The organism is Spirulina subsalsa PCC 9445, assembly GCF_000314005.1.
Lineage (GTDB): Bacteria > Cyanobacteriota > Cyanobacteriia > Cyanobacteriales > Spirulinaceae > Spirulina_A > Spirulina_A subsalsa.
Map to the genome: position 1 here is coordinate 1000461 of NZ_JH980292.1, position 21063 is coordinate 1021523.

The following is a 21063-nucleotide window of genomic DNA, read 5'->3' on the forward strand; positions in this document are numbered from 1 at the left end:
TGCTGAAAGGAGACATTCCAACTATCCAGACTAAGTTACTCATCTTGGAACTCTCCTAGAATTGGGCTGAAACCCTAATTCTACCCTTTTAAAAGTGGAGTTTTAGGAGATATCCATTGAATCATTGAGAGGATAGGCAGGGGACTGAGGGATTCATCCCCTATCCCGACTTTTTGGGATCGCCTCTCTCTGGTTTTGACTGGCTAATCCGGGTGCTAACTCTCCACCTTAGAGGATTCTTTCGCCTCTTCGGGAGATTCTCGGAAGACTAAACGCAGGAAAGGCGGGGCGATAAAGGTTGTGGTAATCACCATCATGATGATGGCGGCTTCTGTGGAGGGAGATAGTGCGCCACTGGCCGACCCAACCCCAGCAAATACTAACCCCACTTCGCCCCGAGGAATCATCCCAACCCCAATGGCAATTTTATTGAGATCCGGTTGACCCACCACTGTAAAGCCTGTGATTACTTTTCCTAAGATGGCGACTAAAATCAGGAAAGTGGCAATAATCAGTCCTTCCCGATTACTCGGGACGGCTGGATTTAAAACGCTTAAATCGGTTTTTGCCCCGACTACGACGAAAAACACGGGGACTAAAATATCAGCAACGGGAATCACCTGTTCTTCGAGTTCTTCTCGCTTTTCGGTTTCGGCTAGGACTAATCCGGCGGCAAAGGCCCCTAAAATGGCTTCCAGTTGGATGGCGGCGGCGATATAGGACAGGGTGAAGGCGAAGACGAGGGAGACTAATAGCAGTTGTCCCCGGGTTTTCATTTCATTAATTAAGCCGACGTAGAAGGGTTTGAGGAAACGACCGAGGAGAATCGCTCCCACTAAGAAAACCCCGGCACTGATAATGAGATAAACCACGTTGAGGATTTCGACTTCCCCGGTTTTGGCTAAACTGGCCACGACGGCGAGGACGATAATTCCTAAAATATCATCGAGAACGGCAGCCCCGATGATGATTTGACCTTCTTTAGAACTGAGTTGACCAATTTCTGCTAAAACCTTGGCCGTGATGCCTATACTGGTGGCGGTGAGGGCGGCTCCGGCAAAAATGGCGGGAACAAGGGGAATGCCGAAAATATAAACCAGTCCGGCTGTTCCGGCGGCGAAGGGGGCGACTACCCCGACGACGGCGACTATGGCGGCTTGGGGGCCGACGCGAATGAGTTCTTTGAGGTCGGATTCTAGACCAATTTCAAAGAGTAGGATAATCACGCCCAGTTCTGAGAGGACGGAAATGACTTCACTTTGGCTGGTGAAGACGGCTTGGGCGGATTCTGGGGATAACTGGGCGGTGGCTTCGAGGAGTTGGATGATTAGGGAATCACTGGCTTGAGCGTTGCCTTCGGGGAAAATGAGCAGATGGAGAACGGAAACGCCGATGACTACCCCGCCGACTAATTCCCCTAGGACGGGGGGGAGGTTAATGCGGGCGCAGAGTTCGCCTCCGAGTTTACTGGCTATATAGACGGCGATTAAGCTTAGGAGAACGCCCGCTAAGACCAGTGTGCCTTCGGTGGCTTCTTCTGCGGTGGCCAATAGGGGCGCAGGTGTAGGGATAAGAGAGAAATTAGGGGTGGGTGGATTCACCCAAGTCATTAGGTCAGCCATTCTTTCGGCAGAAATCGTCTTGTCGATTGTAGCTTGTTGGGTTGTTGCCTGAATAGAAAATCGAGGGGAGCGCTGGGTGAGCTATGGGGGTCCGGTTGTGGGTAAAATGCACTGAATATTGAAAATACTCTTGAAGCAGAGCAAATGTCCTATAGCGCAGAAACTCAAGTAGCCATTGCTGCCGCCATCCAAGCCGCCCAATTGTGTCAAGCGGTGCGTCAAGCGATTCCTGAAGCGATGGAGAAACGGGATAAAAGTCCGGTGACGGTGGCGGACTATGGATCTCAAGCGATTATTTGTCGGGCGATCGCTAAATCGTTTCCCTCGGATGCCATTGTGGGGGAGGAGGACGCGGGGGAGTTGCGTCGTGCGGAGATGGCGGACACGCTGCAACAGGTGACGGGTTATGTGGGGGCGCTGATTCCCGATGCGACACCGGAACAGGTGGCGGAATGGATTGACCGGGGCAATGGCAGCGTCGCCCCGCGCTATTGGACTTTGGATCCCATTGATGGGACGAAGGGCTTTTTACGACAGGATCAGTATGCGGTGGCGATCGCTTTAGTGGAACAAGGGGAGGTGAAAGTGGGTGTTCTCGCTTGTCCCGCCCTGCCCTGTTCCACGGGAGAAACAGGGGTGCTATATGTGGCGGTGCGAGGACAGGGGGCGACTCAAGTTCCCTTGAAGGGGGGCAATCCCACTCGCTTAAAGGTGGTGTCGAGTGAGGATGTGGCTCATTTTCGCTTTGTGGAGAGTGTGGAATCGTCCCACGGCGATCGCACTCGTCAGGAAGCGGTGGCTCAAGCGGTAGGGATTACTACAGAATCCATGCGCATTGATTCCCAAGCGAAATATGGCATTGTGGCATCGGGACAAGCGGCTCTATACTTGCGTTTACCCTCTCCGAAAAACCCGGACTATCGGGAGAATATTTGGGATCATGCGGCCGGGGCGATTGTGGTGGAAGAGGCGGGGGGTAAGGTTACGGATATGTACGGAAACCCTCTTGATTTCGGCACCGGAACTAAAATGATGGACAATCGGGGCGTTGTGGTGAGTAATGGGGCGATTCATGACCACGTGATTGGCGTTTTAGCTCGGAGTTAGCTCATCGTCGGGAAGCCCCGCACTGTACCCCTAGGGTCGGTGTCGGGAGGATGTCACGCTCTACCAGAAAGGGGCAGGGGAGAATTGAGAATTAATGAGTCAAAAAGTAGTAGTGATTGGGGCGGGTATCGGTGGTTTGACGGCCGGGGCGTTGTTGGCCAAACGGGGCTATGAGGTGGTTGTGGTGGAACAGGCCGCGGTGCCGGGGGGCTGTGCTTCGACCTTTGAGCGCCGGGGGTTTACCTTTGATGTGGGAGCTACTCAGGTGGCGGGATTGGAACCGGGGGGCATCCATGCCCGGATTTTTGAGGAGTTGGGGGTTGAACCGCCCGCCGCACGCCCCTGTGACCCGGCCTGTGCGGTGTTTTTGCCGGGGGAACAAGACCCGATCTCGGTCTGGCGCGATCGCACCCAATGGCAAGCCGAACGTCAACGGCACTTTCCCCACAGTGAACCCTTTTGGCAACTCATGGCCACCCTTTTTGAGGCCAGTTGGCGGTTTCAGGGTCGCGATCCCATCCTCCCCCCCCGCAATAGTTGGGATTTGGGGCAGTTAATCCGCGCCCTACGCCCCGATACGCTGATAACGTTACCCTTTGCCCTCATGACTGTTGGGGATGCCCTGAGACTCTATGGATTAGGGCAAGACCAACGCCTGCGCACCTTCTTAGACCTACAACTCAAACTGTATTCCCAAGTCAACGCCGAAGAAACCGCCCTGCTTTACGCGGCCACGGCTTTAGGAGTATCCCAAGACCCCCAAGGGCTGTACCATTTGGAGGGGAGTATGCAGGGTTTAAGCGATCGCCTCGTCCAAGCCCTAGAACGCCACAACGGCCAGCTACTCCTAGGTCACACCGTCCAACAAATCCACACCACGGGAGGCCAGGCCAGCGCCGTCACCCTCCGTCAGGGCAAAACCGGGGAAACCCAGCCGTTAGCCGCCGATCATATCGTGGCCAATGTCACCGTCCACAATCTCCTGCAACTCCTACCAGAAACCACCCCAGCCCCTCCCAGCACCCTCTGGGACAATCCCCTTGCCCTCTGGGGCTTAACTCCCTACCGTCAGCGCGTGGCACAACTGCCCGACCCCTCTGGGGCTTTTGTGGTCTATTTAGGGGTTAAACAGGCCGCCATTCCCGAAGGTTGCCCCCCTCATCTTCAATTCCTCTACGACTACGAGGGGGAAATTGGGGAAAATAACTCCCTCTTTGTCTCCGTCAGTCAACCCCATGATGGACGCGCCCCCCAAGGTTGTGCTACCGTGATTGCTTCTTCCTTCGTCGATACTCGGCCTTGGTGGGGGGCAGATCGGGCGGCCTACCAACGTCGCAAGGCAGACTATCTCAAAGAGGCGATCGCCCGTTTAAGCCAATACTTCCACCTCACCCCAGACACCATCATCCACCAAGAAGCCGCCACCCCCCGCACCTTTGCCCGTTATACCGCCCGAGAAGCGGGTTTTGTGGGAGGAATCGGACAACGGCGCTTTACCTTCGGCCCCTTCGGTTTTGCCACCCGTACCCCCATCCCCCATCTCTGGTTAGTGGGAGACTCCACCCACCCCGGCGAAGGTACGGCCGGAGTGAGTTATTCCGCCCTCACTGTTGTCCGGCAAATTGAACAGAAATCCTGACCAGTTCGAGAAATGCTATATATTAAGCAAGCCCTAGCGAATAATCGCCGAATCAATTTAACAAAAATGTTGCGGAATTCCCCTTCCTCGCTTGCAGGGAGGGGATGGATAGCAACCCAGCAATATACTGAGGGCTTGCTGAATAAGTCCGAGAGTTGGGGAATCGGGAGTCGGGAGTCGGGAGTCGGGAATAGGCAATCGTGCCAGTTTTAGATGATCTGTTCCCTGTTAAGAGTTCCCTGTTCCCTTGTTGAGCCTAGCATAGGCGTGTTATTCAGCAAGCCCTACTGAGCGACAGCGAATCCATGCTAAGATCAATATATCTTGACCACTAACTCCCAAAGCGAAAACCAAGCTAAAAAGGGCTGTGTTGCAAGAGAAAATTTGGGTCTTAGGAACTAGGACTTCTTCCTGGGGAGGGAAGATAAGACTCGCTATATTTCGGTATAGAAAGCACTTCCCATTGAATCAGGAAGCTCCATCCTCGCGCCTAGGCAGGGTGGGGTAGTTCACCAAGGAGCAAGCATGACATTAAATGGCGTAATGATGCAATACTTTCACTGGTATATTACGCCAGAACAAGTATTGTGGGAGGAGGTGAAAAACCAAGCGTCGGACTTAGCGCAAGCGGGAATTACGGCCTTGTGGTTGCCTCCTGCTTATAAAGCAATGGGGGGGATTGAGGATGTGGGGTATGGGGTCTATGATCTCTATGATTTGGGGGAGTTTAATCAACGAGATAGCGTAAGGACAAAATACGGCGATCGCACCCAATACCTCGAAGCCATCCAAAGCCTACAAGCCCAACAGATTCAAGTCTATGCTGATGCGGTGTTAAATCATAAAATGGGAGCAGAAGGCCTCGAAACCGTCCGCGCTACCCCCTTTTGGTCTGGGGATCGACTGCACCCAAAAGGCCCCCGTCGCGAAATTAGAGCCTTTACCCATTTTGCCTTTCCCGGTCGTCAAGGAAAATATTCCCCCTTTGAGTGGCACTGGTGGCACTTTGACGCAACAGATTGGGATGACTTAACGAAAGAAAAAGAAACCGTATATTTGTTTGAAGGGAAACAATTTGATGATTATTTAGCCCTCGAAAAAGGCAATTTCGACTATTTAATGGGCTGTGATCTCGACTACCAACATGAAGAAGTTCGGGAACAAATTAAACATTGGGGAGAATGGTATCTCAACACAACGAGAGTTAATGGTTTCCGTCTTGATGCCATCAAACATATTTCCGCTTGGTTTTTCTGTGAATGGATTGATCTCCTCCAACAACAAAGCGGCAATTCTCTATTTTTTGTCGGAGAATATTGGTACAATAATATTAATGCCCTCCATTGGTATGTGGACGCAGTGGGGGGTAAAATGTCCGTCTTTGACGTACCTCTGCACTATAATTTCCACTATGCCAGTCGGTCTGGGGGTCATTATGATATGCGGAAGATCCTTGATGGCACCATGATGCAGCAGCGCCCCACCCATGCGGTGACATTTGTCGAAAATCATGATTCCCAGCCCTTACAGTGCCTAGAATCCCCCGTGGAGGACTGGTTTAAGCCCCTCGCCTATGCCATTATTTTGTTACGTCGGGAAGGCTATCCTTGCATTTTTTACGCCGACTATTACGGGGCAAAATATGCAGATAAGGGACGAGACGGCAGAGAATACACCATCACGCTGGTTGCTCATCGTTGGTTAATTGATAAGTTCCTCTATGCCCGTCATCACTACGCTTATGGGGAACAGTACGATTATTTCGACCACTACAACACCATCGGATGGACTCGTTTAGGGGATGCCACCCATCCTAAAGCCATGGCGGTTATTTTGACCGATGGAGCCCCGGGGTGGAAATGGATGGAAGTGGGGAAACCCAACGCCAAATTTATCGATCTCACCGAACATATTCAAGAACCCATTTATACCAATGAGGCAGGATGGGGGCAATTCTGCTGTAAGGGGGGTTCTGTCTCGGTTTGGGTCGAGGTAGACTAGGGTTCTAGTTGGGGGAAGGCGATCGCAAAACAAGTTCCCCCTTCACCTTGCACCGTTAACTCCCCTTCCAACTGGGCCGTTAAATTAACCACCAACTGCAACCCCAACGACTCCGTTTCCTCAATATCCAAGTGACCCGGCAACCCTACCCCATTATCCCTCACCACTAATAACAATTCCCCCCCCTCCTGACCAAATTCAATACTAATTATCCCTTGAGCAGGAGGGGGAAAAGCGTGTTTCATCGCATTAGAAACCAACTCCGTAATAATTAACCCGCAAGGGATAGCCGTATCAATATCTAAGTAAATTTCTGCAACATTAACTTGCATTTGTACCCGATTCATGCTGTTATAGGTACTCATTAAATTATGCACCAAACTGGTAATATAATCCGGGGCATTAATATGAGCTAAATCCTCCGTTCTATAGAGTTTTTCGTGAATCAAAGCCATAGAACGCACCCGATTATAACAGTCCGTGAACATCATCACCGCTTGTTCATCCTCAATATAAGCTGATTGTAATTTCAACAAACTAGAGACAATTTGTAGATTATTTTTAACCCGGTGGTGAATCTCCTTCAGTAACACTTCCTTCTCTTGCAAAGAAGCGCGTAACACCTGTTCCTGTTGCTTCCGTTCCGTAATATCTCGGAACATCCATAAATGGCCTTGTTCCTGTCCTTCTACCACAATCGGCACATAATCTCGGGCAAAGGTGCGACCATCCACCAGTTGAATTTCTTCATCACTCATCACATGACCTTCCGCCAAAATATTTTTATGGTGTTCTAAAAACCGTTCCCCATCGACAAAAAGATGTTGATAAGAATAGGGGAAATCGGCGAAACTTGCCCCAATTAACGTCACAGGGTGAATATCAATATTAAACAAATCACAAAAAGCCTGATTCGTTAAAACCACCCGTTGCGATTCATCCTTTACTAACACCCCAAACTGTAGATTTTCGATTAACGTACTCAACCTTGAAGTCGTTGCTCTTAACTGTTCATTGGTACTTTTTAGGGACTCCTCAAACTGTTTCCGTTCACTAATATCCCGTAAAATTACCATCACCTCTTCCTGCTTCATACTCACCGAAAATCGCGCTTCCCAGTGACTCACCACCTCACCCCGCACCAGTTGATATTCCAACACTGGACAAGTTTCCTCCGTCAGTGCCTGTTCAATACAACTCATAAATTCCTCAGCAATTTTTGGCGGTAAAGCATCCCGAACTGTTTTGCCTAAACACTTCCAAACAGGCAATAAAAACCCGTTGCCTTCCCCTTCTTTAAAATTTAAAAATGAGCCATGACGACTTAACCGCACCATAGGATCTGGCATAGTATTTAATAAAGCACGATTGGTCGCAAAACTACTTTCTAATGCCTCCTGTGCCTGCTTCCGTTCCGTAATATCCCGGTCAATTCCTCGGTAGCCTTGAAACTCACCCTTAGCATTAAAAAGCGGGACTCCACTGGTTTCTAAAACGACCGGATATCCTTCCTTATGTTGTGCTGTGTATTCAATACAATGAAAAGGCGCACGATTTTCCCATAAAGGAGCCACAACTTCTGTTACTCGTTCCGCTTCTGTTGCAGTCATAAAAGAATATAAATGTTTGCCAACCACCTCATGGGGACGATAGCCTAAAACATCGGTTAATTTAGGACTGGCATAAACACAAATCCCTTGATTATTGGTTTCCCAGACCCAATCACTTAAGGTTTCAATTAAGTTACGAAAACGCTCCTCACTTTGTCTTAAAGCAACTTCTGTTTTTTGTCGTTGCTCAATTTCTGCTTCTAAATGTTGAATCGTTTCTTCTAACTCAAGGGTGCGTTCTTTAACCTTTTTCTCTAATTCCGCATTCAGTTCTTGTAATTTATATTGATATTTCTGCCGTTCGGTAATATCTCGAATAATTAAAACAACCCCTAATAGTTCACCCTGATCATTTTTTAAGGGAGAAGCACTAGCATCAATAGGAATTAAATGATGATCAGGGTGTTGGAGTAAAAACCGTTCTGGTAGAGACTGATTTTTACTATTTTGCTCTCGTTCATAGTTGCTTTTGGAATGGCTAAATTCTACGGTTTTTTGCTGATTTAAAACTAATTTAACTACATTAGGAATTACTTTTTTAGAATGGCGTTCACAGACCCGAAAAATTTGGGTGATGGGTTTTCCGACTGCTTCCTGTTGTGTCCATCCGGTTAATTTTTCTGCAATGGGGTTAATAAAGGTAACGGTGCCTTTTTGATCCGTTGTAATTACCCCATCGCCAATACTTTTGAGGGTGGTTGTTAGCCATTGTTGTTGAGATTGCAGAGCGCGATCATTCATATATTTATGCAGTGCAATCCGAATCACAGAGGCTAATTCTCGCACATCAAAAGGTTTAATTAAATAGCCATAAGGTTCTGTGACTTTTGCCCGTTCTATGGTTTCTGCATCGGCATAAGCCGTTAAGTAAACAACGGGGACAGAAAACCGTTCTCGAATGGTTTCTACGGTTTGGATGCCATCTAATAAACCGGGTAAACAGATGTCCATTAATACGAGATCGGGAATGGTTTCCTCTAGGTACTGAATCGCCTCTTCCCCAGAGTTTACTAAGGCGGTTTGATAACCAATATTTTCTAATAAATGTTCTAAGTTTGAAGCGATATGACTTTCATCTTCAACGATTAATATAAGGGTAGGAATCATAACTATTTATCAGTCATCAATTATTAACAGGCTAGGGAAACTATGAGATAATTTTGGTTTATTAGAAGGGATATATAGCTAGTCCTAATGAGACGTGAACTCTGCGCTATTGTCCTATTTCGATTCTAGGCGAGCCTTTTTTGCACGACTCAGATAGGTTGGCTATAGCTATCCTATTTGAGTGGGAATATTTTGGGAACTGTAACCCCTATTGTAGGGGGAATTCATGAATTCTCCCCTCTAAAACCTATGGAGGAATGCTATATTCTAACTAGCTTACAGTAATCTCACCCCAACCCTAGGACTGGGATATTAACACGATGGAGGAAAAGCCTCCCCCCGATACGATACCGGATATTCGGCTAGGGACTGACAGTTTTTGATACCTAATTTCTACCCCAATTTTCTAAATATCTTACCCACCCGACCAAAACAAAAGCAATTGTAGTCATAATCAAGACCATAGTATTGGCTAAGTCGTAACGCTGCATCTGTACGGCATCATAGAGGGCAAGAGGCAGGGTTTGGGTGCGACCGGGAATGTTACCACAAACCATCAACGTTGCACCAAATTCACCAAAAGCGCGGGCAATGCTCAAACCAAAACCCGCTAATATACCCCGATGGGCAAGGGGTAGGGTAATGTGCCAGAGAACATCCCACTCAGAAGAACCAAGGGTGCGGGCGGCTTCTTCCAATTCTGGGTTAACGTTAGCAATGGCGGCTCTAGTGGATTCTACCATGAGGGGCAGGGCGACCACCGTCGAGGCGATCGCACCCGCCTGCCAAGTGAAGACCCAATCTAAGCCTAATCCTTCTTTCAAAAAGCTACCCCGTCCTAGAGCTAATAGTAATCCATAGCCCACAACACTGGGCGGCAAAACTAGGGGAATATTGAGCAAAGTAGAGAGGAAAATTCGCCCCGGAAATCGGCTACGAGCAAGTATAATTCCTAAGCTTAAACCCAAAGCTAAAATCAAAAGACTAGCAACAGTCGTGATTTTTAGGGAGAGTAGGGACGCTTGCCAAATCATAAACTTGTAACCCTATAGAAGAAGGCAGGGCATGAGTTGGGAGGGGTTGATGTAGACATTTTTTGACGAGAAACGATCGTGAAAGTCCCCCTTGGCTCACCCCGGCAAGACAAAACCATATTTCTCCATTAAACCCCTCCCTTGTTCTCCATTAATAAAATTAGCAAACTCTTGCGCGGCTTGGGGGTGCGGGGCGTTTTTCGGCACCGCTAACATCTGTTCTAGAGGTTGGTGGAGGTCAGCAGGAATCAGTACCCATTGCCCGGATTTGCCAATACTAAGGGAAAGGGCTGTAATCGCTACATCTACATTGCCCGTTTCTGCATAATATTGGGCTTGACGGATATTTTCCCCATAAATCAGCTTAGGCTGAAGGATCTCCCACAGTCCTACAGTTTGTAAGGCTTCCCGTGCAGCTACACCATAGGGCGCATGATCTGGGTTAGCTATGGCAATGCGCTGTATTTCTGGTTTTAATAGGTCTTCAAGGGTTTGTATCTCTACCGCGCTCTCTGGACGCTGCCAAAGGATAATTCGCCCTATGGCATACAATGCTTTGGTGTCTGATGCAATTAACCCTTTCTGGTCTAAATCTTCGATGGCTTGACGATTAGCGGCGGCGAATAAATCCACTGGGGCGCCTCGTTCTATTTGTTGAACCAGTTGTCCGGTGGAACCAAAGTTAAAGGCAATGGAATGTCCGGTTTCTTCTTGCCAACGTTCACTGATTTGAGGGAAAACTTCGTTTAAATTGGCGGCGGCTGAGACGGTAAGGGTGATCCTGTCTGGTGAGGGGGAAGAGGTTCCACAAGCAATGAATAGACCAATCAGCAGGAAGAGAAAAAACTTGAGTGCTGGTTTCATCTGGTTTTTAGTTCATGGCGAATAGGTCATAATTAGGGTCTGCTGTTCACTTCGTGACGCTCCGCGTTCACTTCGTGACGCTTCGCGAACGCGTTCGCGAAGCGTTGCGTAGCAAAGCGTTGCGTAGCAATATATCCCCCTAAGCACTGTTAATAGGGCTTTTAGCCGTTTATACCAACTTAAATAGACTTGAGGGCAAAAACCTGAATTTCCCCTGTTCCCCGTTCCCTGTTCCCCGTTCCCTGTTTTCCAGTTATTCAGCAAGCCCTATTTAACCATTGAAGATTGAGAATTGTCTACTCATCATTGTTTAAATTTGTTCATTTTCAAGCAGATTAAGACCGCGATAAATTTGTTCAATGGGGAAGCTCAAGTCAATGCTTTGGAGTTTAATTCTATCCCCGCCTTGATAGTTGAAAATCAACCAGTCCCCCGCCTCGTTTTTGTGATATAAGTCAATGGCGATGTGGGTAGAACTCACCAATAAATAGTCAATCAACAGGGGATTCTGGCGATACAGCCGGAATTTGTTGCCTCTATCATAGGCTTCTGTGCTAGTAGAAAGAACTTCTATAATGAGGCAAGGATAAGTAATGTATTGGCTGGTGGTTTGGTCGCGCTCGTCGCAGGTGACGCTAACATCAGGGTAGGTGTAGTTATTTGTCCCCAAAATGTTAATCCGCAGGTCAGAGTTACCTGTGATGCAATGGCTACCGTCTAAGTGGGTGTCAATCATACGGGTCAAGCGGACTGCGATGCGACTATGATTGACGCTGCCGCCACTCATGGCGTAGGTTTGACCGTTGATTAGTTCGTGCTTTTCTAGTTGTTTTTCTTGCCAAAGAAAGTATTCTTCGGGGGTAAGATGGGGTGGGTTTTCTTGAGGGGTATGCATGGGTTTCTAGCAATTAAAGTGATGTGCAAAAGGGAGATTTTCAGGAGTCGGGAAGAGGCAAAAGGTAAGAGTTTTTGCTATCCCCTATTCCCTATTCCCAGTTATTATTCTCCTGATGATTTTTTCTTCCAAACCCAGAGGAAATTTGTCGCCATATTCCACCCCACCGAAATACAGGTTGCTAGTAGAGCGGAAATCATGTAATGAATATTGAAAAATTCAATAAAAATAACGGTTCCTCCCCACCAAATGATAAAACCGCTTAGGGTGCTGACATGATATTGCCACAGGCGTTTTAGGGTGGGGTAACGGTAGCCAAAAACCCAACGATCATTCAGGGGAAAACGTAATAATGTGGAAATTTCTGCGGCGAGTAAGGTTGCCCAAATTTCGGGTAGGTGGAGTAACTCGACTAAGACGTATAAAACGGGGAAATTAATCCCGGTAAAAAATAGCCCAATAATCCACCAGCGAACAACGGAATTGTTATAAAAGTTAGTGATACGAGTTTTTAGCGGGTTCATGATTAAAAGAGGTTTTAGCTAAAGTAACCACTCCTGCCACGGGGATTCCCGCTTGGATTAAGACTTGAGTTGCTGAACGAATGGTTGCCCCTGTGGTGTAAATGTCATCTAGAAGGAGGACAGGAGAGGGAGGAAGACGCTTCTGGAAGGGGTTGCCTAGACAAAAGGCATTTTTTAGGTTTTCTGCCCGTTCTTGGGGATTTAAGCTGTACATGGCTTGGGTTTCGCGATCGCGCTTTAAACCCTGTGATTGTAACCGCAAACCTGTAAATCGGCAAAAACTCCGCGCTAAGAGTTCCGCTTGATTAAATCCCCGTTGTTGTTGACGTTGTGGGTGGAGGGGGATGGGAACAACTACATATTGAGCAGGAGTGGGGAAAGGAGGGGTTTTGAGCCAAGCTTCCCCCATCCACTGTCCCAAGGGTTCAGCCAGTTGGGGGTGATTATTATATTTTAAGGCCGCGATCGCCCGTTTCAGCGCCCCTTGATACGCTCCCCAAGCAAACCCCTTGATGTCCTGCTCCCACACCCCCTGAGAGGAGGGGAGTTGACAGCGTTGTAGTTGACGCTGGCAACTTGAACAGAGACATATCTCCGCCCTGCGATCGCACAAGGGACAATTTGCGCTTAAAAACAACGACAAAAAACTCTCCCATCCCCAACGTTTCACCTCTTTTCCCCCATCTAAGCCAAAGTACGGATACAATTCTAGGGTCGCCTTGCGTTAAAATGCTCAACGTGTTGTCCCTTAAGAACTAACGTATAAGATATATGAGCTCTGCCAATACTGACAAAACGCAAGACGACAAAGTATTAGACGCGATGAAAAGTTTTGCGGAAACCTATGCGAAAAGAACTGATACTTACTTTTGCTCTGAACCCTCCGTCACAGCCGTAGTTATTGAAGGATTAGCCAAACACAAACAAGAATTAGGCGCCCCTCTCTGTCCTTGTCGCCATTATGAAGACAAAGAAGCTGAAGTGAAAGCCGCTTATTGGAACTGTCCCTGTGTACCGATGCGGGAACGCAAAGAGTGCCACTGTATGCTGTTTATCACACCAGATAACGAATTTGCTGGAGATCAACAAGAGATTGCCATGGAAGAAATTATCAAAGTTCGCGAAAGTTTAGCGTCCTAAGCTGTTCAGGTTGGCTAGAGAATTCCCCCTAGCCTCCTATTCAATGGATTTATCCCCCCTAGCCCCCTTTGGAAGGGGGGATAAGACGGGGGGGAATTTTTGATCATCTCATGTTATTAAGCTCATGTCATCGTCTCCCCTTGACCAAGGTATTCAGCAATTCAATCAACAAGACTTTTACGCCTGCCACGACACCCTAGAAGCCATTTGGATGGAAGCCACCGAAGGAGAGCGGAATTTTTATCAAGGCATACTACAAATAGCCGTCGCTTGTTATCATCTCAGTAATCATAATTGGCGGGGTACCGTCACCCTATTGGGAGAAGGAACAAGGCGATTGCGTTCCTACCAACCTGATTATGAGGGGGTGAACGTGAGTCAACTGTTAGCAGACAGTCTTGATTTATTGTCTCAAGTCCAACAGATCACCCCTGAAGCCATTCCTCAATGGGTTCAAACTACCCCTTACCCGAAAATTTATCCGGTTCATGCAGATTCCCCTTGAAAAAGAAGGCAGTGGGGTACGGAAACTTGATCCGATTTGTTATCGTCAGGGAAAACACTCTCAACTCACCAGTTCGCAAATCACAAGGTTTTATGGTTCAGCAATTTGGGTTAGCCGATTTCTCCCGCCGTTGGGGGGTTTTGCTCCTGCTCTCAGGCCTCGCCACTGGGTTAGGAGTCACAGTTCCCGCCCCGAATGCTCGCGCTCAAGTTGAAGATGGCCGAGCGATTACGGTACTTTCTGATATTCAAGAAGCCAACCAAGTTACAGGAGTCGTAACAGCGCGGGGCAATGTTCAGATTTTTTACCCAGCCCGGGATATTAAAGCCACTTCCGCTCAAGCGCAGTATTTCAGCCAAGAGGGGCGGATTGTTTTAACGGGAAATGTGTTTGTTGTTCAAGAGGGGAACACTGTACGGGGGGAAACGATTACCTATTTGATTGAAGAAGGGCGTTTTATCGCTACGCCCCAAGCGAATCGTCAAGTGGAATCGGTTTATATTATCTCAGACCCCGAAGCACCGCGCCCCACTGCCAACGCCGCCCCCCCCACTCCCTTTAATCCTAAACCCGCCTTTAAAGAGGCCTATAGTGAGCCAGTCATCAGTAATCAGTAGGAGATGAGGTGTAGGGTGTGGGGGAATTGATAATTATTCCCTATTCCCTATTCCCTATCCCCTATTCTCTATTCCCTTGCCATGACTATTGTTTTGCAGGATATCCAAAAATCTTACGGGAAACGCACGATTGTTAATCGGGTGAGCCTTAAGGTGTCCCGTGGGGAAATTGTGGGGTTATTAGGCCCCAATGGGGCGGGAAAAACCACCACCTTTTATATTGCGACGGGATTAGTTAAGCCTAATCTGGGGAGTGTGTGGCTAAATGGTCATGAAGTCACTAAGTTGACGATTAACCAGCGATCGCACTTAGGCTTAGGCTACCTCACCCAACAAGCGAGTATTTTCCGTAACCTCACCGTAAGCGATAATATCCGTCTGGTGTTGGAGCAGAATAACATGACCCATCGCCAACGGGAACAACGCCTCTGGCAACTGTTGAGTGAATTTCGTCTCGAAAAAGTGGCTAAAACCCTGGGGCGGTTTGTTTCAGGGGGGGAACGAAGACGGACAGAAATTGCCCGCGCTTTGGCTTCCGGGAAAGACGGCCCCCAGTTTTTGCTGTTAGATGAACCTTTTGCTGGGGTGGATCCCATTGCGGTGACAGAAATCCAGGCGATTGTGGCTCAACTGCGCGATCGCAATATGGGCATCCTAATCACCGACCACAACGTTAGAGAAACCCTCGAAATTACCGATCGCGCCTACATCCTCCACGATGGGGAAATTCTCGCCTCGGGAAATGACAAAGAACTGTATGCTAACACTTTGGTTAGGCAATACTATCTAGGAGATAACTTCCAAATTTAGGGGTAAAACCGAGAAGCCCCACACTACACCGTCAGATTAGTGTGGCAGTATGTCACTTAAGCCTCTTTCTTCACTGCTCTCACAGTTCCCACTCATGACCATCGCTCACGTTAATCTATTTATCTCCCGATTCCTCCGCCTCTCCTTATTAGACCGTTATCTAATTGGCGAACTCGTACCCCCTTTCCTCTTTGGCGTGGGTCTATTTTCCTCCCTTGGGGTAGCCGTCGGCACCGTCTTTGATTTAGTCCGTCAAGTTACCGAATATGGTCTACTCCTAGACGTTGCCATTAAAGTTTTACTACTCAAAGTCCCCGAATTTGCCGCCTATGCCCTCCCTGTCTCCCTCCTCCTCACCACCCTGATGACCTATAGTCGTCTGTCGGGAGATAGTGAACTGATTGCTCTGCGCAGTGTCGGCATTAGTACCTATCGCTTGGTCGTCCCCACCCTGATTATGAGTATTGTCGTCACAGGATTAACCTTCCTGTTTAACGAGTTAGTCGTTCCGGCCGCCAACTATCAAGCCGCCCTGACCTTAGAACGAGCCTTAAACCAAGAACAGCCAAAATTCCAAGAAAACAATATTTTTTATCCCGAATATACCCAAATTCAAGACGAAAATGGCCGGAGTCGTCCCATTCTCAGCCGTTTGTTTTATGCCGAACAATTCGACGGCAAAAACATGAAACGCCTCACCGTATTAGACCGTACTCAAGACGGGGTAAGTCAAATTGTTACCTCGGAATCAGCTTCTTGGAACTTCCGAGAGAACAAATGGGATTTTGTCGATGGGGTGATTTATCTTATTTCTTCCGATGGTTCTTTCCGTAATATTCTGCGATTTGATCGGCAAATGTTACAGCTACCCCGCACTCCCCTTGACTTAGCGCAACGGGCGAGAGGAAACCAAGAAATGAATATTGCTCAAGCCCAAGAACGCTTACAAATCCTTAAATTGAGTGGAGATGAAGCGGAACTTCGGAAACTCAAGGTTCGCATTCAACAAAAATATGCCTTTCCCTTTGTCTGTATTGTGTTCGCTCTGCTCGGGGCAGCTTTAGGCAATCAACCCCAACAAACCAGTCGCGCTACCAGTTTCGGGATTAGTGTGGTGGTAGTGTTCGCCTATTATCTGCTCTTTTTCGTCACCGGAGCGATGGGTTTAGTGGGCATTTTCTCGCCCTTTGTTGCCGCTTGGCTAGCCAATATGTTTGGGATTGTAGTAGGGGGATTACTCCTCTTCCGTTCTGCCAATCAATTCAGTTGAACAAAAATAGCGACGCACTCCCCCACCTCGCGGAATACAGGTAGGGGAGCATTCATGGGCTAGTTGGACATCGGGAATCGGGAGTCGGGAGTCCGGGAACTCTCCCCCCCTGTTCCCTGTTCCCTAAAATAAAAGAGTTTTGGCTATTCACTAGCCACTATTCCCCTGCTCCCCTGCTCCCCCTATTCCCTATTCCCTATTCCCTGATATACTGAGGTCAATCTACAGTAGAGGTGACGTTTTGTGCTGAGGAGTCCTAGTCTAACTCTCAGAGTAGCAAGAGAGAGCCTCTTTATCTTCAAGCGCTCTACCCAATGTCCATCTCCTTGTTTATTGATGCAATTGCTCGCACGCTAGATCAGCATGAGAATGCCTTGCGCATTCGCAAACTGTTGTTTTGTGCCTGTCATCAACGCTGGGAAGGCGATCGCAAGGTTTTAGAACAGCTTGACTTAGCCCGTTTAGTCCAAGAGTTTTACACGAATAATTTAACCCTTGATCAATGTACGGAATCCCTATTCTATATAGTTAATCATTTAAACCGCAAGGGCGAATATACCAAAGTTGCCAATTTTATTATTGCCGAACTCGAAAAACTCTACGAAGTCATTGCCGAATCAACCGAGTTTCTCCCACCCTCAGAAGTCACAGAATTTACGCCCATTAACTCCTATCAAATGTCCGTGAGTAAAGTGGCGGCTCAACTGGATCAGCACCCAGAAGTTCTACGTCTTCGTAAGTTAGTGTATTGTGCTTGTTACAACAAATGGGAAAATAGTCCCCATGTTTTAATGGGCTTTAACTTAGCCGAAGAACTGTTAAGCCTACGAGAACAGTATGCGACCTTAGATGATTTAAGTCTGACCTTACAAGTGATTGTTAAAAGTTTAAATCGTAAAGCAACCTACGCCAAAGTCAGCAACGTCCTACTCTCTCAAATGGGTCTTTTATACCCTCAATCAACAGCCGAAGAAAAAACCGTTTTGCGTGTTGTTTCCCCACCGTTACCTTCATCCGCTCCTCCTCCCCCCGTCAATGACACAGAAGAAGTAACCGGCCCCCTCAATCATGGTTCAGTACCCGATGATAGTTTAGCCTCAGACCTTTGGGCTGACCCCCCCCTAGCCCAACCCCCCCTAGAAGAAACGGGTTTAATTGAACCCTCCGCTATCCAAGACGCTATCCGAACCCCTGCATCCCCGCCCAAAAGTTCCACCTATGACCCTTTTAAAGTCCGTCTGGAGGTGATGAAGTACGCGAACCCCTTGCGAGCCAAAATTTTAGTTTACTCGGTCTTACACCCGACATTTGATGGAAGTAGTGCAGACTGGTCAAATTTGCGATCGCAAACCCTCAATTACCTCCTCTTTCAACTGTATAATCAATACTCCGAATATTCCGAACTCGCCAACCAACTCTATACAACCCTCAGCCATCTCGACTATCCTGAAGAAAATGCACAAGTCGCAGAAGCCATTTTACAAGCCATAAAACCCTATTATTCCTAATGTGTTCACCCCCTAATCTATCTACTGCTTCACCTAAATTTTATGAATGCTCAAGAGTTGATTGCTCGTTATGAAGCTGGACAAACTCAATTTACAGGAGTATCCGTCAGTGGTGCAAACTTATTCAATGCAGACTTAATTGGCATTGACTTACGCCAAGCAGACTTACATGGCACTATTTTAGTCTTTTCCTATCTCAGTCGTGCCAAGCTCAATAAAAGCAACTTACAAGGAGCCAAACTAAGCGGGGCCAATCTCAATCAAGCCTCCTTAACCGGGGCGAATCTTCATTCCGCCGATTTACATGGTGCAACACTACAAGAAGCCGACTTACGCAGTGCCGATTTAACCTTAGCCACCCTGCTTGATGCTAACTTAATCAATGCAGATTTACGCGGAGCAAAATTAAGCGGGGCGAATCTTACCGGAGCTTGTTTACGGGGGGCAAATTTACGGGAAGAAAAGCGCATTTATACCGCTCAATTAGTGGGGGCTATTCTCTGTCAAGTCGATTTACAAGGGTCTGATTTAAAAGGGGCAGAATTGCCCAAAGTTAACCTAAGCGGGGCGAATTTACGCGAGGTCAATTTCCGGGATGCGAACTTAACCGAGGCCGACTTAACCGGAGCCGATTTAACCGGAGCTTATTTAACCGATGCCAATTTAACCGGAGCCAATTTAGCCGGAGCCATTTTAACCCAAGCCAAATTAGAACGAGTTTGGTTAATGGATGCGGATTTAACCGAAGTGTCTTTAGAGGGGGCTGTATTGCCGGATGCTCGTTTGAGTAAAGCGAATTTAAACCGAGCCAATTTGAGCAAAGCGCGGTTAAATCGAGCGGATTTAAGTCGGGCAAGCCTGAAAAATGCCAACTTAGAAGAAGCATCCCTCATTGAGGCCTATTGTGCGCGGACAGACTTCACCGGGGCGAATTTCCGTCAAGCCAACCTGGTGCGGGCGGAGTTAAGTAGTGCGGTGCTGACTTGGGTAGAATGGCAAGGGGCGACGATGCCGGATGGGAGTGATTATGTTGCCCGGTGAAATGGGGGAAAATGCGAGAAAGAGGGATGGGGGTCTTAAATGCCCTTCCCTCTTCCTCCGCCTTCCTCACACCCAAGACTTTAGCGGCTGACCACCGCTAAAACTCCTACCATTACTTACCCGCTTTCAGGTTGACTGATTCTAACTCCGAAAGGCGAAATGTTACTAATTTGTCCCAGTTTCCCCCTTCAAATAACACAGCCGCCTTGCCATCACTGACACGCTGAACCAGTCCCTCAAAACGATAGTAGGTATCATCAACATTCGTAACGCGAACCGTTGTTCCGGGCAAAATCATCTTTTTTTTAGGCTGAGTGTTTATAGCTTTAGGTCGAGATCCGTCGATTTTATCATGTTCGCCTCTCATCCCGTAGGGTATCAAGCGCTAGGTGCGAAAATGGCGGCGAGGTCGATGGGTAGCCACCGATTCGACTAAGCCCAAGGCGATAAAATTGGTCAGGAGAGCAGAACGGCCGTAACTTAGCCAAGGTAAGGGAATCCCGGTAATAGGGGCTAATCCAACGGTCATGCTGATATTGACAAAGACCTGAAATGCAATCATTGATAACACCCCCACGGCTAAGAGAGAACCAAAATCCTCCGTTGAGTTTTGGGCAATAATCAGCAAGCGGAGGCAAATGAGCCAAAAGGCCAGCAAAACCAACATGGCTCCCACAAAGCCCAATTCTTCGCCAATCGCCGAAAAAATAAAGTCTGTATGTTGTTCGGGGATAAAATTTAACTGGGTTTGGCTACCCTCATTTAAACCCGTTCCCCACACTTCCCCAGCCCCTACGGCAATCCGGGATTGAATCAGGTGATATCCTCCCCCTAGGGGGTCTTTTTCCGGGTGTAAAAAGAGGGTGAGACGGTCTTTTTGGTAAGGTTTGAGCAGTCCCCACAAAAATCCCCCGGCCCCCCCAGCCACGACATTGATAAACACGGCAACAAATGTCCCAATCACGCGCCAAGGCAGGGTAAACCAAGCTATCAGACTCATTAGCCCGACCCAGAGAAACCAACTGGGGAGATAGACATTGTAGACAATAGCCGCCACGAGGGGCGAGAGGAGTAAAATCAACCAGCCGGGGTTAGCATTCGCCCAGTACAACATTCCTAGGGTAATGGCTCCAAATACGAGGGATGTTCCTAAGTCCGGTTGCAGGAGAATTAACCCCCACGGCAAGGCTGTAACGGCTAAAGCGCGAAACACGGCTGTAATGGTTGAGGCGGGTCGATGGTGGAGTAGGGCGGCTTGGGTGATAATTAATCCTACTTTGGCAAATTCTGAAGGTTGGACGTTAAAGGTACCAATATTGACCCAACTTTGCGCCCCATTGGCTTCTACCCCAATGAAAATGACCAACAAGAGGGAAATATTGGTTAAAACGTAGATCACCCAATGCCACTGAAGGAGGAACTCATAGCGCCAACGGGCAATAACTAGGGCAAGGACTAAGCCTAAACCGCCGATAATCCAATGCTGCCACCAATCGGTTAAGCCCTCATTTAATTCGGTGGAGCGAATCATTAACCCTCCTAAAACCGTTAGGGCAATAATTAACCCGATGAGGGTCAGATCCAGATTTTGCCAGCGAGCAATCCAAACTTTCCAAGCCAAATTTTGGCTAAATGGGCGTTGCAACATGAAGGAAAACCATCCAAGAACAAGAAAAAAGGGAAAGGATTCCCCCTTGAATGCCAAGGTTAATTTCCTTTCGCCTTCCTTTGTTATATCTCATTTAACGCTCTTTCCATCCATTGAACGA

The 21063-nt window shown here is 47.9% G+C and carries 19 protein-coding genes; 10 read left to right on the forward strand and 9 right to left on the reverse strand.

Features of this window, described 5'->3' with window-relative positions; all coding sequences use genetic code 11:
• Positions 1 to 215 precede the first annotated feature (215 nt).
• On the reverse strand, positions 216 to 1610 hold the full coding sequence (locus tag SPI9445_RS0104805) for a cation:proton antiporter (protein WP_017303595.1): 1395 nt from the start codon (positions 1608 to 1610) through the stop codon (positions 216 to 218).
• A gap of 156 nt (positions 1611 to 1766) precedes the next feature.
• Here SPI9445_RS0104805 and SPI9445_RS0104810 point away from each other — a divergent pair, with 156 nt between their 5' ends.
• The 3 genes from SPI9445_RS0104810 to SPI9445_RS0104820 all read left to right on the forward strand — a co-directional run bounded on the left by SPI9445_RS0104810 (position 1767) and on the right by SPI9445_RS0104820 (position 6369).
• Positions 1767 to 2729, forward strand: coding sequence for a 3'(2'),5'-bisphosphate nucleotidase (locus SPI9445_RS0104810; protein ID WP_017303596.1), 963 nt, complete (start codon positions 1767 to 1769; stop codon positions 2727 to 2729).
• A 94-nt stretch (positions 2730 to 2823) separates the two neighbouring features.
• Positions 2824 to 4368 carry a C-3',4' desaturase CrtD gene (crtD, locus tag SPI9445_RS0104815; RefSeq protein ID WP_017303597.1) on the forward strand — a complete coding sequence of 515 codons (1545 nt, stop codon included), beginning with the start codon at positions 2824 to 2826 and terminating at the stop codon, positions 4366 to 4368.
• A 525-nt stretch (positions 4369 to 4893) separates the two neighbouring features.
• Entirely contained in the window at positions 4894 to 6369 is a 1476-nt protein-coding gene (locus SPI9445_RS0104820) for an alpha-amylase (RefSeq protein WP_017303598.1), read from the forward strand.
• Here SPI9445_RS0104820 and SPI9445_RS27330 read toward each other — a convergent pair.
• From SPI9445_RS27330 to SPI9445_RS0104850, 6 genes are all read right to left on the reverse strand, one after another.
• Positions 6366 to 9086, reverse strand: coding sequence for a PAS domain S-box protein (locus SPI9445_RS27330; protein WP_017303599.1), 2721 nt, complete (start codon positions 9084 to 9086; stop codon positions 6366 to 6368). The two genes, SPI9445_RS0104820 and SPI9445_RS27330, sit on opposite strands and share 4 nt — an antisense overlap.
• Positions 9087 to 9472: 386 nt before the next feature.
• Positions 9473 to 10120 carry a molybdate ABC transporter permease subunit gene (gene modB / locus SPI9445_RS0104830; protein ID WP_017303600.1) on the reverse strand — a complete coding sequence of 216 codons (648 nt, stop codon included), beginning with the start codon at positions 10118 to 10120 and terminating at the stop codon, positions 9473 to 9475.
• Positions 10121 to 10216: 96 nt separating this feature from the next.
• On the reverse strand, positions 10217 to 10984 hold the full coding sequence (modA, locus tag SPI9445_RS0104835) for a molybdate ABC transporter substrate-binding protein (RefSeq protein WP_017303601.1): 768 nt from the start codon (positions 10982 to 10984) through the stop codon (positions 10217 to 10219).
• 310 nt (positions 10985 to 11294) lie between these two features.
• The gene (locus SPI9445_RS0104840) at positions 11295 to 11879 is read right to left on the reverse strand and encodes a Uma2 family endonuclease (RefSeq protein WP_017303602.1); all 585 of its coding nucleotides are present in this window, start codon (positions 11877 to 11879) and stop codon (positions 11295 to 11297) included.
• 104 nt (positions 11880 to 11983) lie between these two features.
• On the reverse strand, positions 11984 to 12403 hold the full coding sequence (locus tag SPI9445_RS0104845; RefSeq protein WP_017303603.1) for a GtrA family protein: 420 nt from the start codon (positions 12401 to 12403) through the stop codon (positions 11984 to 11986).
• Entirely contained in the window at positions 12375 to 13073 is a 699-nt protein-coding gene (locus SPI9445_RS0104850; protein ID WP_033374215.1) for a ComF family protein, read from the reverse strand. The genes SPI9445_RS0104845 and SPI9445_RS0104850 overlap by 29 nt, the downstream gene beginning before the upstream one ends.
• A 101-nt stretch (positions 13074 to 13174) precedes the next feature.
• On the opposite strand from SPI9445_RS0104850, the gene SPI9445_RS0104855 reads away from it, so the two are divergent.
• The 7 genes from SPI9445_RS0104855 (at position 13175) to SPI9445_RS0104885 (ending at position 19294) form a co-directional block, all read left to right on the forward strand.
• Positions 13175 to 13543, forward strand: coding sequence for a ferredoxin-thioredoxin reductase catalytic domain-containing protein (locus SPI9445_RS0104855; protein ID WP_017303605.1), 369 nt, complete (start codon positions 13175 to 13177; stop codon positions 13541 to 13543).
• 124 nt (positions 13544 to 13667) lie between these two features.
• The gene (locus SPI9445_RS0104860) at positions 13668 to 14048 is read left to right on the forward strand and encodes a DUF309 domain-containing protein (protein WP_017303606.1); all 381 of its coding nucleotides are present in this window, start codon (positions 13668 to 13670) and stop codon (positions 14046 to 14048) included.
• Positions 14049 to 14140: 92 nt separating this feature from the next.
• Entirely contained in the window at positions 14141 to 14665 is a 525-nt protein-coding gene (locus tag SPI9445_RS0104865) for an LptA/OstA family protein (RefSeq protein WP_017303607.1), read from the forward strand.
• Between the two features lie 81 nt (positions 14666 to 14746).
• On the forward strand, positions 14747 to 15475 hold the full coding sequence (lptB, locus tag SPI9445_RS0104870; RefSeq protein ID WP_017303608.1) for an LPS export ABC transporter ATP-binding protein: 729 nt from the start codon (positions 14747 to 14749) through the stop codon (positions 15473 to 15475).
• Between the two features lie 94 nt (positions 15476 to 15569).
• The gene (locus SPI9445_RS0104875) at positions 15570 to 16745 is read left to right on the forward strand and encodes an LptF/LptG family permease (protein ID WP_017303609.1); all 1176 of its coding nucleotides are present in this window, start codon (positions 15570 to 15572) and stop codon (positions 16743 to 16745) included.
• Between the two features lie 314 nt (positions 16746 to 17059).
• On the forward strand, positions 17060 to 18253 hold the full coding sequence (locus SPI9445_RS0104880; RefSeq protein WP_017303610.1) for a hypothetical protein: 1194 nt from the start codon (positions 17060 to 17062) through the stop codon (positions 18251 to 18253).
• A gap of 42 nt (positions 18254 to 18295) precedes the next feature.
• Positions 18296 to 19294, forward strand: coding sequence for a pentapeptide repeat-containing protein (locus SPI9445_RS0104885; protein WP_017303611.1), 999 nt, complete (start codon positions 18296 to 18298; stop codon positions 19292 to 19294).
• A gap of 112 nt (positions 19295 to 19406) precedes the next feature.
• On the opposite strand, the gene SPI9445_RS0104890 is transcribed toward SPI9445_RS0104885, so the two are convergent.
• Together SPI9445_RS0104890 and rodA are read right to left on the reverse strand one after the other, a co-directional pair.
• Positions 19407 to 19592 (reverse strand): NAD(P)H dehydrogenase subunit NdhS, encoded by a 186-nt coding sequence (locus tag SPI9445_RS0104890; RefSeq protein WP_017303612.1) that lies wholly within the window; start codon positions 19590 to 19592, stop codon positions 19407 to 19409.
• Between the two features lie 87 nt (positions 19593 to 19679).
• Positions 19680 to 20942 (reverse strand): rod shape-determining protein RodA, encoded by a 1263-nt coding sequence (gene rodA / locus SPI9445_RS0104895; RefSeq protein ID WP_017303613.1) that lies wholly within the window; start codon positions 20940 to 20942, stop codon positions 19680 to 19682.
• Positions 20943 to 21063 lie beyond the last annotated feature (121 nt).